The following is a 16,531-nucleotide window of genomic DNA, read 5'->3' as shown; positions in this document are numbered from 1 at the left end:
GGGGATGTGCTCCTGCAGTGCGATAAACCCGGTAAAAATGAGAGAAAGAAGAGTTTTCTCCCTCACCTGCGGCGCCTAAGGGAGACGGCGGCGCCGGCGGCAACGGCCGCCAGCCACCAGGGCAGGGGGCTCTGCTGTTGCGGGGTGGTGGCCGGGGTGGCAGCGGTCGTCACCGGTTCAGCGATGTCAGGGGTCGGTCGGGTGACGTTCGTGCCTGCAGAGGGATGCACACCTGTGCCGTCTGCCCCAATCGCAAAGAGCGCGAAGCCCTGACTCTCGGCAGAGAAGGAGTACCCGTGCTCGTCCTCGCCGACGATGCTGGTCGGGAGGGCGTGCCACGCGCCGTCGTGGTAGCGGTACAGCACCACGCTCTCCGGGCCGGCGCCCTGCTCATCGAGCCATGTCTTCGGAACGGTGAAGTCGAGGTCGGCGCCGGCAAGAGCCTCGTCGGTGGTGTGGTACAGCGTCACCTGGTCGTACTCGTACACCGCCGCGGCCGGGGCCTCGACACGGTTCGGCTTTGCGGTCGGTTCGACGGTGACCAAGACGTGCGAGACCGCTTCAGCGGCGGTCACCGTCACCTCATGGATCGCCGATTCACGCACCCCGAAGGAGGCGTGGCCGCCGGCCGGGATATTGCTTGCCGCACCGGCCGACGCGGGCGAGCGGCCGCCATGGGAGGAGGGAGCGGTGAGGGTGACGGCGGCGGTGGTGGCGTTTGCGTCGTAGGCGTTCCGCACGCTCAGGGTGACATTGTAGGTGCCGAACTCCGCATAGGTGTGGACCGGGTTCTCTTCGGTCGAGGTGGTGCCGTCGCCGAACGCCCACTCCCACGCGGTGATGTTCCCGGTCGAACGGTCGGTGAAGGCGACCTGCAGGGAGTGGCCCTCAAAACCGGTCCTGCTGCCGAACCGGGCGACGGGCGGTTGGAGGACGGTCACGGTGGACTCTGTGAGACTGAACCCGTACGCATTGCTTGCGTTCAGGTGAACGGTGTAGGTGCTGGGTGTCACGTACTCGTGCGAGGGGTTCTCTTCGGTCGAGACGTTGCCGTCGCCGAAGTCCCACTGCCATGCGGTCACGTTGCCAGTCGATCCATCAGTGAACTCGACTACCAGCGGAGCATCCCCCTCGTCCGCGCTCTGTGTGAAGTTCGCCTTCGGCGGGGTGAGGATCGTCACGCCGGACTCAGAGAGGCTGAACCCGTACGCGTTGCTTGCGTTCAACAGGACGGGGTACGTCCCCGGCGTCACGTACTCGTGCGAGGGGTTCTGCTTGGTCGAAATATTCCCATCGCCGAAGTCCCACTGCCATGCGGTCACGTTGCCCGTCGATCCATCAGTGAACTCGACCCCCAGCGGTGCGTTGCCTTCGCCCGCGCTCTGCGTGAAGTTCGCCTGCGGCGGTGGGAGGATCGTCACACTGGACTCAGAGAGGCTGAAGCCGTACAGGTTGCTTGCGTTCAGGCGGACGGTGTAGGTGCTGGGCGTCACGTACTCATGAGAAGGATTCTCTTCAGTTGAGACATTGCCGTCGCCGAAGTCCCATTTCCATGCGGTGACGTTGCCGGTGGACGCGTCGGTGAAGGTAACCGCAAGAGGCGCGTTCCCTTCTTCAGCACTCTGCGTAAAGTTCGCTGCTGGTGGGGCGAGGATGCGAACTGTTGAATCAGATAGACTGAACCCGTACGCGTTGCTTGCGTTCAGCACGACGGGGTACGTCCCCGGCGTCACGTACTCGTGCGATGGATTCTCTTCGGTCGAGACGTTCCCGTCACCGAAGTCCCATTTCCATGCGGTGACGTTACCGGTGGACGCGTCGGTGAAGGTAACCGCAAGAGGCGCGTTCCCTTCCCCGGCGCTCTGTGTGAAGTTTGCCTTCGGCGGGGGCAGGATCTTCACGCTGAACTCAGAGAGGCTGAAGCCGTACGAGTTGCTTGCGTTTAACTGGACGGTGTAGGTGCCGGGTGTCACGTACTCATGAGAAGGATTCTCTTCGGTCGAGCCGTTCCCGTCACCAAAGTTCCATTTCCATGAGGTGACGTTGCCTGTCGAGGCGTCGGTGAACGCAACCGCAAGAGGTGCGTTGCCCTCGTCCGCACTCTGCGTGAAGTTCGCCTTCGGTGGTGGGAGGATCTTGACGCTGGACTCTGAGAGGCTGAATCCGTACACGTTGCTCGCGTTCAGCACGACGGGGTACGTCCCCGGCGTCACGTACTCGTGCGAGGGGTTCTCTTCAGTCGAGACGTTGCCGTCACCGAAGTCCCATGCCCATGCGGTCACGTTGCCTGTTGATCCGTCGGTGAAGGTGACCTCAAGAGGTGCGTTGCCTTCCGCAACGCTCTGAGTGAAATTTGCCTGCGGCGGGGGCAGGATCTTCACGGTCGAGTCAGAAAGGCTGAAGCCGTACGCGTTGCTCGCGTTCAACTGGACGGTGTACGTCCCTGGCGTCACGTACTCGTGCGACGGGATCTGCTCGGTCGAGACGTTTCCATCCCCGAAGTCCCACTCCCATGAGGTGACGTTGCCGATGGAGGCGTCGGTGAAGGTGACCTCAAGAGGTGCATTCCCCTCGTCAGCGCTCTGCGTGAAGTTCGCCTTTGGCGGCGGGAGGATGTGAACGGTTGAATCAGATAGACTGAACCCATACGCGTTGCTCGCGTTCAGGTGAATGGTGTAGGTGCCGGGTGTCACATATTCATGAGAAGGACTCTGTTCGGTCGAGACATTCCCGTCGCCGAAGTCCCATTTCCATGCGGTGACGTTTCCAGTCGAGGCGTCGGTGAAGGTGACCTCAAGAGGTGCGTTGCCTTCCGCAACGCTCTGAGTGAAATTTGCCTGCGGCGGGGCGAGGATCTTCACGCTGGATTCAGAGATACTGAAGCCGTACGCGTTGCTCGCGTTCAAACGGACGGTGTACGTCCCTGGCGTCACGTACTCGTGCGACGGGATCTGCTCGGTCGAGACGTTTCCATCCCCGAAGTCCCACTGCCAGGCCGTGACGTTGCCCATTGACGCGTCGGTGAACGCAACCGCAAGAGGTGCGTTGCCTTCCCCGGCGCTCTTTGTGAAGTTTGCTTTCGGTGGTGAAAGGATCTTCACGCCGGACTCAGAGAGGCTGAAACCGTACGCGTTGCTCGCGTTCAGGAGGACGGTGTATGTCCCGGCGGTCACGTACTCGTGCGAGGGGTTCTGCTCGGTCGAGATGTTGCCGTCGCCGAAGTCCCACCGCCACGAGGTCACGTTGCCCGCCGACGTGTCGGTGAAGGCAACCTCAAGAGGAGCGTTGCCTTCCGCAACGCTCTGAGTGAAATTTGCCTTCGGCGGTGGGAGGATCCTGACGCTGGACTCTGAGAGGCTGAACCCATACGCGTTGCTCGCGTTCAGGTGGACAGTGTACGTTCCCGGCGTCACATACTTGTGTGACGGACTTTGTTCGGTCGAAACATTCCCGTCACCGAAGTCCCACTGCCACGCCGTCACGTTGCCGGTCGATCCATCGGTGAACACCACGGTCAGCGGGGCGTTGCCTTCCTCAGCGCTCTGTGTGAAGTTCGCCGTCGGTGGGGCGAGGACGTTCACTGTCGAATCAGAGAGGCTGAACCCGTACGCGTTGCTGGCGTTCAAGTGGACGGTGTACGTCCCGGGTGTCACATACTCATGAGAGGGACTCTGTACAGTAGAGACGTTGCCGTCGCCGAAGTCCCACGCCCATGAGGTCACGTTGCCAGTCGATCCATCAGTGAAGGCAACCTCAAGAGGTGCATTCCCATCCCCAGTGCTCTGTGTGAAGTTTGCCTCCGGTGCTTCGTGCACCGTCACCGTGGAGGTGGTGATATTGAACCCGTACGCGTTGCTCGCGTTGAGGGTAACCGTGTAGGTGTCGGGTCCAGCGAAGGTGTGGGTGGCCGTCTCTCCGGTCATCTCAACCTCCCCGGAACCGTCGCCGAAGTCCAGGACACACTTCGTGAAGTCGCCGGTCGAGGTGTTGGTGACGAGCACGGTCAGCGGGTCGTTGCCCTCGGAGATGTTCAGATCGAAACCGGCCGCCGGTGCTTCGTGCACCGTCACCGTCCTGGTCGTGGCGTTCGATCCGAAGGCATTGCTCGCGGTCAGGATCACCGGGAACGTGCCTTTCGTATCGAAGGTATGGGTGACGTTCCGGCCAGATCCGGCCGGGGTGCCGTCGCCGAAGTCCCACGCCCAGGTGTCGATGTCGCCAGTCGAGGTCTCGTTGAAGGTCACCGTCAGCGGAGTGTTCCCTGCCGCGGGGGTGAAGGTGAAGTTCGCCTCCGGCGCTTCGTGCACCACGACCGTCACCGCCGTCTCATTGGAGGCGTAGGGGTTGCTCGCGTTGAGGATGACGTTGTAGGTGCCGGCCATCTCGAAGGTGTGCGAGACCACAGCAGCAGTGGCGTTCGTCCTGTCGTCGAAGTCCCAGAGGCGGGTGAAGACGCACCCCGTCGAGGCGTCGGTGAACTGCACGGTCAGCGGGGCGTTGCCTTCCGTCAGGTTTGCGGAGACGACCGCCACCGGCAGGTCGAGGGCGGTGACCGTCTTTGTCGTCGTGTCGCTCCCGAAGTCGTTCGTGACCGTCAGGCTGACCTGGTGGGTGCCGTTGGTTGTGAAGGTGTGGGAGGGGTGGACGAAATCAACCGCGGGAGTGTTGTCCCCGAAGTCCCAGCGATAGGTGCGGGGTTTGACGCCCGAGGAAGTGTCGGCGAACTGCACCTCGAGCGGGGTGCTGCCGCCGGCGGGTGCGAAGGTGAAGTTCGCGGTCGGGAGGCAGGTGTGGAGCGGGAGGGAATCGATGCAGCCCGCACCGAGGTCGTAGCCCTCGTCGCAGATTCCGTCGCCATTGCGGTCGAAGTGGGTCTCCGAAAACCCGACGCCCGCAGGCGTCAGCCAGAGGTTGCCGCCAAGGTACGGGCCGCCGCCGATGTTTTTCCCGAAGGTCTTCGTCGTGTTCCAGCGGACGTTGGCCATTTTGGCGCCGGACTTGATATCGACGTTCGCTGTGACGTTGAAGCGGTTGTTTGCGATGAGCGCGTGATCCAGACAGGAACCACCCCAGAATAGCAGTCCCGTGCGGGCCCCGGCGATGGTGCTGTTGGTGAGCGTGAGGTCTCCGTCTCCATAGTGGGTGACGCCCCAGGAACCTCCGTCCGTCGTGAGATTCTCGATGATGACGGAACCGGGATTATACAACTCGATCCCGTTTGTATCGAGGGCGATGTTATCCCGCAGGGCGTTTGACGCTCCCGTGCAAAACTGAACACTGAAACCGTAATCCCCACCTGAACAGGTGTTGGCAACGATCTCGTTTCCTGAACCGCAGCTGGAGAAGGCAATTTCACTCAGACTACAATCCTCAACGCGATTGTCCGAGACCAGACAGTCCGAACACTGAGAACCAAGAAAGATCCCGTAGGACCCGCCGGTCACGGTGTTGTACCTGACCGTGCACCCGCTGACCTTGGAGAGGCCGATGGTCGAGAGGTCCTTAACCCCGTTCACGGTGAGGTTTTCGACGGTCGCACCGTCGGCACCGGTGGTGATCGTGATCCTGCCGTTGAGGACCGCATTCTCGCTCCCCCGCAGGGTGATGTTTTTGTCTACCGTCACGGTCTCGGTATAGGTGCCGGCCGGGACGAGGACAACGTCGCCTTCGGAGGCGGCGTTCACCGCACCCTGGATGGTGTAGGGGGCGACGTCGAACGTGCGGGTCGTGGTGTTCGTGCCAAACTCGTTTTTGACCGTCAGGGTCACCTGGTGGGTGCCCTCGGCAGGGTAGGTGCGGGTGACGTTCCGGGTGGTCTCCGTCTTCCCGTCGAACGTCCACAACCACGAAGTCGGCGTGCTCAACGAGGTGTCGTTGAAGGCGACCGGTACGCCGGTCATCGCGCTCGACGGCGTGATGGTGAAGTTCGCCGACGGACCCCCGTTCTGGAGCGGGAGATAGTCGGTGCCGACGATAACTGCTACGGCGTTTTTGATCGCACAGGCATCGTCGCAGATCCCGTCGAGGTCGAGGTCGGCGCGGGTCTGGGAGAACCCTGTTCCTTTCGGTGTCAGCCAGAGGTTGCCGCCGAGGTACGGGCCGCCGCGGATGTTTGTGCCTTCGGTCTTCGTCGTGTTCCAGCTGACGTTGGTCAGACTGGAGGTGCGGTGGATCAAGATGTTCATTGTGTTGTTGAAGTGGTTGTTTGCGATGAGGGAGTCCTTCACGTAGTAGTCATAGTAAAAATACAGCCCTGAACTGGTGAAACCGGCGAATGTGCTGTTGGTGAGGGTGAGATCCTCGACATTGGCGAGGGCAACACCGTACTGCCCGCCCCGTGCCGTGACGTTCTCGACGATGACGGAGTTCACATACCGCAGGTGGACCGCCATGTCCCCGTCTTCGAGGACGGTATTGTCCCTCAGGACGGTGGTCTTCCCTTCGCACCCGCTGACGCTGAACCCCCCGCGATTGCCGGAGCAGGTGTTGGATTCGACAACAGAGCCATGGCACCCATCATAGAGCCGAATCCCGTTGTTATTACAGTTCTGAACGAAGTTCCCGGAGATGGTACAGTCCGGGCACTTCTCCAGGGTGACCCCGTAATGTCCACACCCGGTCACCTGGTTGTCCAGGATCCGGGACTGACCTGCAGATTTGAGAGAGATCCCGTCGTACCCGCCGGAGACCATGCACCCCCGCACCACGGCGTCGGCGGCCCCGGTGACAGAGATAGACGTGGAGCCCCCGGCCCCGTTCACGGTGAGGTGCTCGACCGTCGTACCGTCGGCGGTGACGGTGATGCTGCCGTTCACCGTCGCGCCCGCACTCCCCCGGAGGGTGAGGCGTTTGTCCACCGTCACGATCTCGTCATAGGTGCCGGCCGGGACGAGGACGACGTCGCCTTCGGAGGCGATGTCCACCGCACCCTGGATGGAGAAGGGCTCGATGGTGACGGTGCGGGTCGTGGTGTTCGTGCCGAGGGCGTTGGCGACGGTGAGGTTCGCCAGGTAGGTGCCCGCGGTATCGTAGGTGCGGGTGACGTTCCTGGTGGTCAGCGTCTCGTCGCCGAACGTCCACGACCACGAGGTAGGAGCGCCCACGGAAGTGTCGTTAAAGGTGACCGGCACGCCGGGCATGAAAACCGGGGAGGTGACGGTGAAGGCCGCCGACGGCCCGCCGTTCTGGAGCGGGAGACAATCGGTGCCGACGAGCTTTCCATCATTATCCGCGATCGCATAGCCCTCGTCGCAGATCCCGTCGAGGTCGAGGTCGGCATGGGTCTGGGAGAAACCGGTGCCCGCAGGCGTCAGCCAGAGGTTGCCGCCGATGAAAGAACCGCCGCGGATGTTTTCACCGGCGGTCTTCGTCGTGTTCCAGCGGGTGCCGGTCATGGTGATTTTGGCCTCGACCTTGATGTTTTTCGTGTTGTTGAAGAGGTTGTTTGCGATGAGGGAGTCTGTTGTAGTACTCTCGACATAAAGTCCGGTACTCACCCCGGTGATGGTGCTGTTGGCGAGCGTGATAGTATCGACAGAGGAGAGGCGGACCCCATAGCCCCCGCCTCTCACCGTGATATTCTCGACGATGAGAGAGTCCGTATCCGCCAGGAAGACTCCCTCGTCTCTGGCTCCAACGATGGTGTTGTCCCTCAGGACGGTGGTCTGGCCGGTGCAATCCATGACCTCGATTCCACTGGGGGTGTTGGAGAGGGTGTTGGCGACGATCACAGAGCCCTGGCACCCGCTCTGGAGTTTAATGCCTGCAAAATCACTGTCCTGGACGGTGTTCCCGGAGATGATGCAGTCGGGGCAATCCCCGAGTGTGATCCCGATAGGTCCGCTCCCGCTCAACTGGTTGTCCAGGATCCGGCACTGGCCTGACCCGAAGAGGTTGATGCCAATGTATGTAATAGTGTCGTCCAGTGTGCACCCCTCCACGGTGCAGTTCGGCGCCGATTCGATATAGATCCCGTATTTGCCGCCGGAGACCGTGCACCCCCGCACCACGGCGTCGATGACCCAGTTGACATCGATGGCCCTGGAACCCGCAGCCCCGTTCACGGCGAGGCCCTCGATTGTTGCACCGTCGGCGATGATCGTGATCCCGCCGTTCACCGTCGCGCCCGCCTCGCCCCTGAGGGTGAGGCGTTTGTTCACCGTCACGCTCTCGACATAGGTGCCGGGGCGTATGAGGATGACGTCGCCGGCGGCGGCGTTCTTGACCGCTGTCTGGATGCTATCGCCGGGGTTGACTGTCACCTCGGCGGCCGCCGCAGGGGGGGAGGCGAGCGCGAGGGCGAGCAGGACGATGCCGATGAGAAATATGCGTCTGGTTCTGTGGTCTGTGGATTGCTTGAAGATGAACTGTTTGATCGTGATAAGAACCTCCTGAAAAAGGGATGGATCCCAATGAGTAATTATAATTAAGAATAAATATATCATATTTTCGATCTGTTCGAGGTCCCAATATATAATATATTGATTTTCACGACCATAGAAGAGTTATAAATTCCTCTGGGAAAACGTTGGTTCCTCCGTTTTGATGACGCCCTGTGCGGGGCAGATGCCGGGATGGGCAGCAGGAAATGTCGCTTTTAGCCTGACCGGGAGTTTATTATAGTGCTGGAGATTCAGGCATGAACCCGGGGCGCACATACCCCTGATGAAAATCTCGTCTTGTAGCATTGCAGAATTCGGCATGAACGTCGGGCTCAAGCATACGGGATGAACATTTCTCGTCGCTTGATCGCTCTTTTCAAGACTGAAGAACCGATGGGGATCGTGTTCCATCGCCGCACCCGCACCCGCCCCATCTCCTCGCGAGACGGCAGGAACGATCGTGCAATCGGGGGTTGCACGCCTGATCGATCATCACGCCTTCCCGGACATCGGTGCCGGGGGCGATGCCCCCGGATTCCCGGCATGAAGATAGGGCCGGGAAATCTGCTCAGAGAGATGATCGTGAAGACGAGATGCGATCCACCGCCAATTTTCATCAGTTGATGAATCCTTCAGGTGAAACGGCACGCCCGGAAAAGAGGGCCCCCCTCACTCCCACCGGTGCATATACCCTTCCGCCGGCAGAGGCGCCCCGTCGGCCCACACACCGCGCTCCGCGACGACCCGCCCGATCGCCGTCGCCTCCACCCCGGCCACCGGGAACTTTTCAGGCGGGATGGTGAAGAGGAGTTCGAAGTCGCCGCCGCCGGAGATGGCGAACGCCCGGCCTTCGGCCTCGGGCACTCCCGCGGGTCGGGGAAGACGGTCGCTCTCCACCGCAAACCCGCACTCGTTCACGCCCAGGAGGTCGTGGAGCGACATCGCGAGGCCGTCTGAGATGTCCATCATCGCCGTCGCCCCCGCGGCATTGAGGGCGATGCCCTCGGCCACCCGCGGCTGCGGGGCGATGAGCCGCTGCCAGCAATCGTCGTACCCGGAGAGCGCCGCCTGCGCCCCGCCCAGGTAGCCGGTGACGCAGACGAGGTCGCCGACGCGGGCGCCCCGTCGTCGCACCACCTGCTCAGCCGCACCGAGGCCGGTGGAGACGAGGGTCAGTTCGGTGTGGGCGTCGGTGTCCCCGCCGACAAGAGAGGCGTCGTAGGTGCGGCAGCACCGCGCCGCCCCCTCCGTGATCCCGGCAAGCCGTTCGGGCCGGTCGAGTCCGGCCGCGAGGAGGAGGGCGAGCGGCCGCGCCCCCATCCCCGCGATGTCTGAGATGGTCACCGCCGCCGCCATCCACCCGATCTCCGCGTCGGTCATCCCGACCGGGAAGTCGGTCGTCTCGTGGAGCATGTCGGTCGAGAGAAGAAGAAGTTCGCCGCCGTGCGGGAGCACCGCACAGTCGTCTGCCGTCGCCCCGCCGGGGAGGATGGTCGAGATGGCCCTGATCAGTCCGCGCTCATCCACGGCGGCGCACCTCCTTCTCCCGCTCGGTCCGGTACTCCTTGAAGACCTGGTTGAGCATCGCCGCCTTCTTCTCCCGCTCACGCGCCTCGACCCGTCCGGCCCAGGCCTCCAGGGCCGCGGCCAGACGCTCCTCCTCGACCGTCCCGATCCGGCCCATCAGCCGCAGCCCCACCGTACCGGCCGGGACCAGCGGGAGCCCGGCGACCAGCGCCTCGGCGATGAGGTGGGGGTCCTGCTCGTCGAGGGAGTCGCCGGGCACCGCCACCGCCCGCACCTGCCTCGCGGCCAGGTCCTTCACCACGCTCCGGCCCCACCCGCCGGTCGTCCGCACCGAGACCACGTCCTCCTCGCCGACCCCCAGTTCGGCCTCCAGCGCCCGCAGCGCATCGTGGGTGAGCGAGTCGAGCGCCTTCACCGCCGCCTGTCCCTCGCCGATCTGGAGCTCCTCGACCCGGCGCATCTGCTCGATCCGTTTTTTCAGGCTCTTGTTCCTCTTCTCTTCTTTCCTGAGCCGCTTTTTGAGTGCCGCGATCTGCGCGTCCCTCTTCCCTATCTCCGCATCCCGCAGGAGCACCTTCGATCGGTCCGACCGCTCGCGCCTGATCTGGCGCTTCAAGCGCGTGATCTCGGCATCTTTCTCGCCGATCCCCTCTTCGAGTTCCTGCACGAACTCGCGCAGCCGCCTCGCCGTCCGCTCCAGGTGCGTGATCCGCTCGCTGCGTTCGTCCCGCTCGGTCGGTTCCTCAGGCGGGGGTGCGGCCTCCTCCTCGGGCCCGGCCGCCTGCTGCCGTCCCGAGAGGTCGGTGAGCACGATATCGATGGACCGCCCCCGCAGCACCCCGGCCCGCACCTCGTCCAGGTCGAAGCCGGGCGGCACCCGCCTGGCGATGTTCTGGAACTTGTTCTTGTATGAACGGTAGGCGTCCAGTGCCGCGGAGAGGGCGTCGCGTTCGTGAGGGTTGGCGTACCCGGTCCCGGCCGTCAGGTCGAGCTTTAACTCCACCGAGCGGTCCTGCGGCGGGACATACGCCACCGCATTGAAGGCCCGCCGCACCTTCTCGACGGTGTCGGGCATCGGCGAGACATCGGAGGCGATGATCAAGGGCTTTCCCACCGACGTGATATGCTCGATCATCTCGGCCGGCCCCATCTGCCTGGACGAGAAGATCTCCACCACCTCGCCCTCCAGCGTCACCGCCCCGATCCCGGTCGTCGTGCCCGGATCGATCCCCACGATGAGATAGCGCGGCCGGCGCGAGAGCGGTTCGTACCGGATCCGGTCCAGCCTTCTCCCCTGCACCCGCACCTGCACGTCGGCCCCCGCGTACGTCCGCACCGGGATCTCGTCCCTCGGTGCATAGACCAGGAACTGCACCCGCGAGAACCCCCCGAAGGCAAGCCGTTCACTCTTCTCGTACCGCAACCCCGCGGCCACGAGATGCCCCTCCACCTCGCGGGCCCGCTCCCGCACCGCCCCGTGCACCTTGCGCACGTACCGGTTCTGGCTCCATCCCCCCTTGCCGGGCGAACGGTGGCGGGAGACCGTGACCTCGGTCGTCTTCTCGAAGGCGACCACCACCGCGCCGCCGCCCAGGTACGCGATCCTCGCCGCCGCCCCGGCCTCGGCAAAGGGATCGGTCTTCTCGACCAGAATATTGTAGCGCCCGGCCACCTTCTGGAGCGTCTCTTTGCGCTCGCCGCCGGTCACCTGCACCAGCGCTGTCTTCGTCGGCAGCGTCTGCATGAAGCCGACCAGGGCACGCTGGTCGACGGCGAGTTCCTGGACCGAGTCGGTGGCCAGGATATCGGGCTCGTCGCGGGCGATCAGCCTGGAGAGACGGAAGGCGTTCACCTGCATGGTGGCGACCACCTCGCCGTCCTCAAGCACGACCAGGGCATAGACCGGCCGTTCGGTCCTGGAACGGACCGAACCCCTGATGATATCGATCCCGAAGACCTTCACCCGACCACCACACCCACCGCCTCCTCGGTGGGATAGTCTATCCGGTACTTTTTCTTGAAAAACTTGAGCACATTCTCGATGTCGCGGCGGAGGATCGCCCCCGCGTTCGGGTGCTCGGTCTCGATCCACTGCGGCCAGTCGATGAGCCAGACCCGCTCCCCGTCGTGCATGATATTGTACTCAGAGAGATCGCCATGGATCACGCCCTTCGCATAGGCGAGCCTGACATTCTCCAGGATCTCGTCGAGGACCGGCCGCGGTTCTTCCAGGATGCAGCGGTTCAGGTTCACTCCCTGCACCTCAGACATCACCACCACATGGCGGGACCGGTCGATCGGCACCGGCACCGAGACCTCGGGCGAAAGAAGCGTGAGAGCCTCGTACTCCCGCTCGGCCGACCTGGCCGAGGCGAAGATCCAGGGACAGTGGCCGCCGTCGGGCATGTACCCCCGCTCTTTCCTGGCCGACTGGAAAGAACGCTGCCCCACATGATGGAACTTCAGGACCACCGGCCCGAGTCCGAGGGCCCCGTAAACCTCAGACTCTTTCCCGACCCCGATAAGCGGGCCGAGGGCCGAGACCGACCCCTTCTTGATGAGCGTCTGGAGAGCGATGGTGTCGTACCCGCCGAAGATGAGAGCATAGCCCGGGTACGGCACCGAGTCAAACCTGGCCAGGTCCCACTCGATGAGCCGGCCGAGCCGGTACGTCAGTTCGGACTCAGAGAGTCTGGTCGCGCCCTTCAGGATATCGAAGGGCACCCAGGCGTACCGCTGCATCAGGCGCTCGAGTGCATACAGGACGGTAAGGTCGTATTTGTGCAGAGCCTTCATCTGCTCAGGCGAAACTGGCATGCGTACTACAGATTATATCAGGGTTGATGATAAAGTTTGATCAGGTCGGGGCAATGCGATGTTCAAAGTGCAGGAAGGAGGCGGTGATCTGGCAGCGCTACTCAGGTCTCCATCTCTGCCGGGACCACTTCATCGCCGATCTGGAGGCGAAGGCGAAGCGCGAGATCAGAAAACACCGTTGGGTACAATCGGGCGACACCATCGCCGTCGCCCTCTCCGGCGGAAAAGACTCCGGCGCTCTTCTCCATTTTCTTGCCAGGACCTTTGGTGAACGCCGGGACGTCACCCTCCTCGCCCTCACCGTCGACGAGGGGATCGCCGGGTACCGCGACCCGAACGTGGCCCGCGAGATCGCGGAGAGCCACGGCGTCCCCTGGCACTGCGTCTCTTTCGCGGAGATGCTCGGGACCACCACCGACCGGATCGTGGAGCGGAAGGGGGACACCCGCTCCTGCACCTACTGCGGGGTGCTCCGCCGCCACTGCCTCAACGCCGCCGCCCGCGACCTCGGGGCGACCAGGCTCGCCGTCGGGATGAACCTGGACGACGAGGCCCAGTCGGTGCTGATGAACGTCCTGAGAGGGGACGCCACGCGGCTCCTGAGCAGCCAGAGCCCGATGACCGGGGTCGTCCCCAGGATCAAGCCCTTCGCCATGGTGCCTGAGCGCGAGGTCGCCCTGTACGCCCACCTCACCCTGGCGCACTTCGAGGAGGGGGCATGTCCGTACTCCAGCACCGCCCTCAGGGGCGACGTCAGGACGCTCCTCAACGACTACGCCCTCCGCCACCCGGCTGCGAGGTTCGCGCTCAAAAACCTGGGCGAAGAACTCGCCGGGGTCTGCGGCACGGCCGGGGAGCTCCTGAAGATCTGCGACGTCTGCGGCGAACCCTATGCCGGCGAGGAGTGCCGCTCCTGCCAGGTGCTCAGGGAGGCGCTGGAAGGATGAACCGGTCTCGCCCCTGCCGACAGGAGTATCAATACCTTCGCCCCCTAAAGAGCGCTCAGAAAATATCAGAATATGTTCAGGTCGGATACCGATGATCGAGCAGATAGGATGTGTTATGGAATCGGTGGACCAGATGGTCCGCCATGCGGTCTGGAACGCAGGCGCAGACGGGATCGTGGTCGGGATCAGTGGCGGCGTCGACTCCGCCGTGGCGGCGGGTTTCGCGGCCAGGGCCGTCGGCCCCGAGCGGGTGGTCGGGATCGCCCTGCCCAGTGCGGTCACCCCCACCGCCGACCTCGAAGACGCCGAGGCCGTCTGCCGGCACCTCGGGATCGAGTTCAGGGTGATGTCCATCGAACCAGTGATCGATGCCTACCGTCAGTATCCCGGACTCACCGAGAGCCGGTATGTCCTCGGAAACCTGATGGCCAGGACACGGATGACCCTCCTGTACGCCGTCGCGAACAGAGAGAACCGTCTGGTCTGTGGGACATCCAACCGCACCGAGTACCTGGTCGGCTACTCCACCAAACACGGCGACGCCGCCGCCGACATCCAGCCCATCCTCCACCTGTACAAAACCGAGGTCTTCGAGGTGGCGCGGGAGATGGGACTTCCGGCACGGGTCGTCGAGAAACCGCCGTCCGCCGGACTCTGGACCGGGCAGACCGACGAGAAAGAACTCGGGGCGACCTACGACGAGATCGACGCGGCGCTCAGGGCGCTGGCAGAGAAGGACTGGGTCGCGGAGAATAAAGTGGAAGAACTGGTCCTCAAACGGGTCAGGGCCTCGGCGCATAAGCGGGTTGCTCCGCCGAATCTTTTAAGCACCCGCTAAAATCCTCATTATATTTTTCAGGCCGGTTGAGATAGTCCAGGCACTTTTCTTTCCCGACAAGGGAGTACAGCGGCGATTTGCGCCCGGTGCAGAAGGCCGGCACCGACGCCGGCACCGCCTGGCGGACCGGCGCCGGGTCATCGTAGGCCGGGTTCGGGACCAGCGTGCCGTCGGCCAGTTCGTAGTACGCCGCACCATGCCGTTCGACGTACGGACCGTAATCGCTGGAAAACGCCGTCGAGACGATGTTAGCAAGCACCAGTTCCTCCTCACCCGGGTTGATGGTGACATGGCCGTAGCCCGGCGGGATCACCACCACGTCGCCGGTCGACCCTTCGACCAGGACGACGTCGCCGGCCGTCCAGGTCTGGAGGAGAAAATGGGCCTTCCCGGCGACGACCTCATAGACCTCGGGGAACCGCACGCCCGCCCGGTTCGCCGGGTGGAAATGTCCCTTGGTCTTGACGTACTCCTCACCGACGCGCCCGGGCGGGATGACCGTGGCGTCGTACCTGAGGGCATGACCTTCGAGCCAGCTCCGGTCGTGGTCGTTTCTGGCCAGGTCCCGGTACATAAAATAGAGGGGCCGGCCGGGGTCCCGGTCCGCGCCCCCGGGTTCGGCCAGCACATCGGCCATATCAGCAAGGGTCCTGATATGGGGTGCCGGCAGCGGTCCGTCCCAGGGAAACATCACTTGGACTTGCGCGCTCTCACTATATAATACCCGGCACCGATCAGGACCGCCAGGACGGCCGCGATGACGATCGGGTTGGACATGACAGCACCCAGACCCTCGGCCTTCACCACGTCGACGGTCAGTTTCATAGTGTCGGAGATCTGGCTGTTGTCCAGGGCGTCACGGTACCGGACCTCGGAGTCAAGGCCGTAGTTCTTGAGCGTCGCTTCCTTGTCGACGCTCACCGTGTACCGGGCGACGGCGCTCTCGCCGGGAGCGAGGTCGCCGAGGTAGGCGGTGTCGTCGTTGGAGGTGAACGGGTCGACGGCACTGATCCTGGCCTGGGCATTGTAGGCCATGGCGGACCCGGAGTTCTTGTACGTCACCTCGATCGTCGCCTTCTGGCCGGGGTGGACGGTGGACGCCGTTGAAACGATCGTAAAGTCGATCTTGCCGCCGACCGGGACGCCGACGACTTCGGTGTCGGAGGTTCCCTTCTCGCCGTTGGCCTTCTCATACTCCACGACCACCTTCAGCGGGTACGTCTGAGGTTCGGCGTCCTTGGAGGTCGAGACCTTGAAGACACAGGTCGTCACGTCGCCGGGGTTGAAGGCGCCGATATAGACGCTCCCGTCGGTCGGGACCAGCGGGCCGTTGGCGTCGGGCACCAGTTTGGCGACCGCCTTCCCGGCATGCTCGTCACCGACATTCTTCAGGACGAGCTTGAGGTAGCCTTCGGTCCCGACATTGAGGTGCTCGGTCTCCACCTGTTCCACCTCGAGGTTGACGTCCGACTTCACGGTGACCGGGAGGGAGATCGTCTCGGTCTTCGTGCGGTAGTCGGTCTGGAGGATGGTGCTGCCTTTTTCCTGCTCGTTCCAGTCGACATACTGGTAGGTGAGGGTCAGCGGCAGGTCGTAGGTGCTGGCCTTCGCGTTCTTGTCGAATTTCACGACAAAGGTGACCGGTTTGCTCACGCCCCCGGGGATGTCGCCGAGCATCTGGGGGTCGGACTTGATTTCGACGGGTGCGTCACCAGATTCAAGCCCGACCTTTACCAGTTTGGCCAGGTTGGGCGGGTCCTGTGGGGTGATCTTGGTCGGGTCGACTTCCATGATGGGGTTGGTACCGCTGTTCGAGACGACGATGGCGAGCGGGGTCTCGACGCCTGGAGAAAACTCGTTTGTCCCTGAAATCACCGCAGACATCTCGGGCTTGCCGTACAGAAACTGAACGCCCGCAAGGGCGGGGACGACAAGCGCAATCACGAGGAGACTCAGGAGGATGCACTTTCTGATATCCATATGTTCACCTTGTTGTTATTGTTGTAACAACATTTATCCGC

At 63.2% G+C, this 16,531-nt stretch carries 8 protein-coding genes; 2 read left to right on the top strand and 6 right to left on the bottom strand.

Annotated elements, in window-relative coordinates:
- Window positions 1–62 precede the first annotated feature (62 nt).
- From E2N92_RS13720 to E2N92_RS09440, 4 genes are all read right to left on the bottom strand, one after another.
- The gene (locus E2N92_RS13720) at window positions 63–8,444 is read right to left on the bottom strand and encodes a PKD domain-containing protein (protein ID WP_220680938.1); all 8,382 of its coding nucleotides are present in this window, start codon (window positions 8,442–8,444) and stop codon (window positions 63–65) included.
- A 606-nt stretch (window positions 8,445–9,050) separates the two neighbouring features.
- Window positions 9,051–9,908 carry a thiamine-phosphate kinase gene (gene thiL / locus E2N92_RS09450; protein WP_220680937.1) on the bottom strand — a complete coding sequence of 286 codons (858 nt, stop codon included), beginning with the start codon at window positions 9,906–9,908 and terminating at the stop codon, window positions 9,051–9,053.
- Window positions 9,901–11,871 (bottom strand): DUF460 domain-containing protein, encoded by a 1,971-nt coding sequence (locus E2N92_RS09445; RefSeq protein ID WP_220680936.1) that lies wholly within the window; start codon window positions 11,869–11,871, stop codon window positions 9,901–9,903. Before E2N92_RS09445 ends, thiL begins: the two co-directional genes overlap by 8 nt.
- On the bottom strand, window positions 11,868–12,725 hold the full coding sequence (locus E2N92_RS09440; protein WP_220680935.1) for a serine/threonine-protein kinase RIO2: 858 nt from the start codon (window positions 12,723–12,725) through the stop codon (window positions 11,868–11,870). The genes E2N92_RS09445 and E2N92_RS09440 overlap by 4 nt, the downstream gene beginning before the upstream one ends.
- Before the next feature lie 53 nt (window positions 12,726–12,778).
- Between E2N92_RS09440 and E2N92_RS09435 the strand changes: the two genes are divergently transcribed.
- A complete protein-coding gene (locus tag E2N92_RS09435; protein WP_220680934.1) occupies window positions 12,779–13,672 on the top strand; it encodes a TIGR00269 family protein in 894 nt (297 codons plus the stop codon).
- A gap of 91 nt (window positions 13,673–13,763) precedes the next feature.
- Window positions 13,764–14,510, top strand: coding sequence for an NAD+ synthase (locus E2N92_RS09430; RefSeq protein ID WP_220680933.1), 747 nt, complete (start codon window positions 13,764–13,766; stop codon window positions 14,508–14,510).
- Here the strand turns inward: E2N92_RS09430 and E2N92_RS09425 are convergent.
- Together E2N92_RS09425 and E2N92_RS09420 are read right to left on the bottom strand one after the other, a co-directional pair.
- Window positions 14,455–15,201, bottom strand: a complete 747-nt coding sequence (locus E2N92_RS09425; protein ID WP_220680932.1) for a glucose-6-phosphate isomerase family protein — start codon at window positions 15,199–15,201, stop codon at window positions 14,455–14,457. The genes E2N92_RS09430 and E2N92_RS09425 overlap by 56 nt on opposite strands.
- Window positions 15,201–16,490: a COG1361 S-layer family protein gene (locus tag E2N92_RS09420; RefSeq protein ID WP_220680931.1), complete on the bottom strand. Its 1,290-nt coding sequence runs from the start codon at window positions 16,488–16,490 to the stop codon at window positions 15,201–15,203. Before E2N92_RS09420 ends, E2N92_RS09425 begins: the two co-directional genes overlap by 1 nt.
- Between the last annotated feature and the right edge of the window lie 41 nt (window positions 16,491–16,531).

It is taken from the genome of Methanofollis formosanus (assembly GCF_019633745.1).
Lineage (GTDB): Archaea > Halobacteriota > Methanomicrobia > Methanomicrobiales > Methanofollaceae > Methanofollis > Methanofollis formosanus.
The sequence above is the reverse complement of the archived record's forward strand: the minus strand, read 5'-3'. Positions and strand labels throughout refer to the sequence as shown.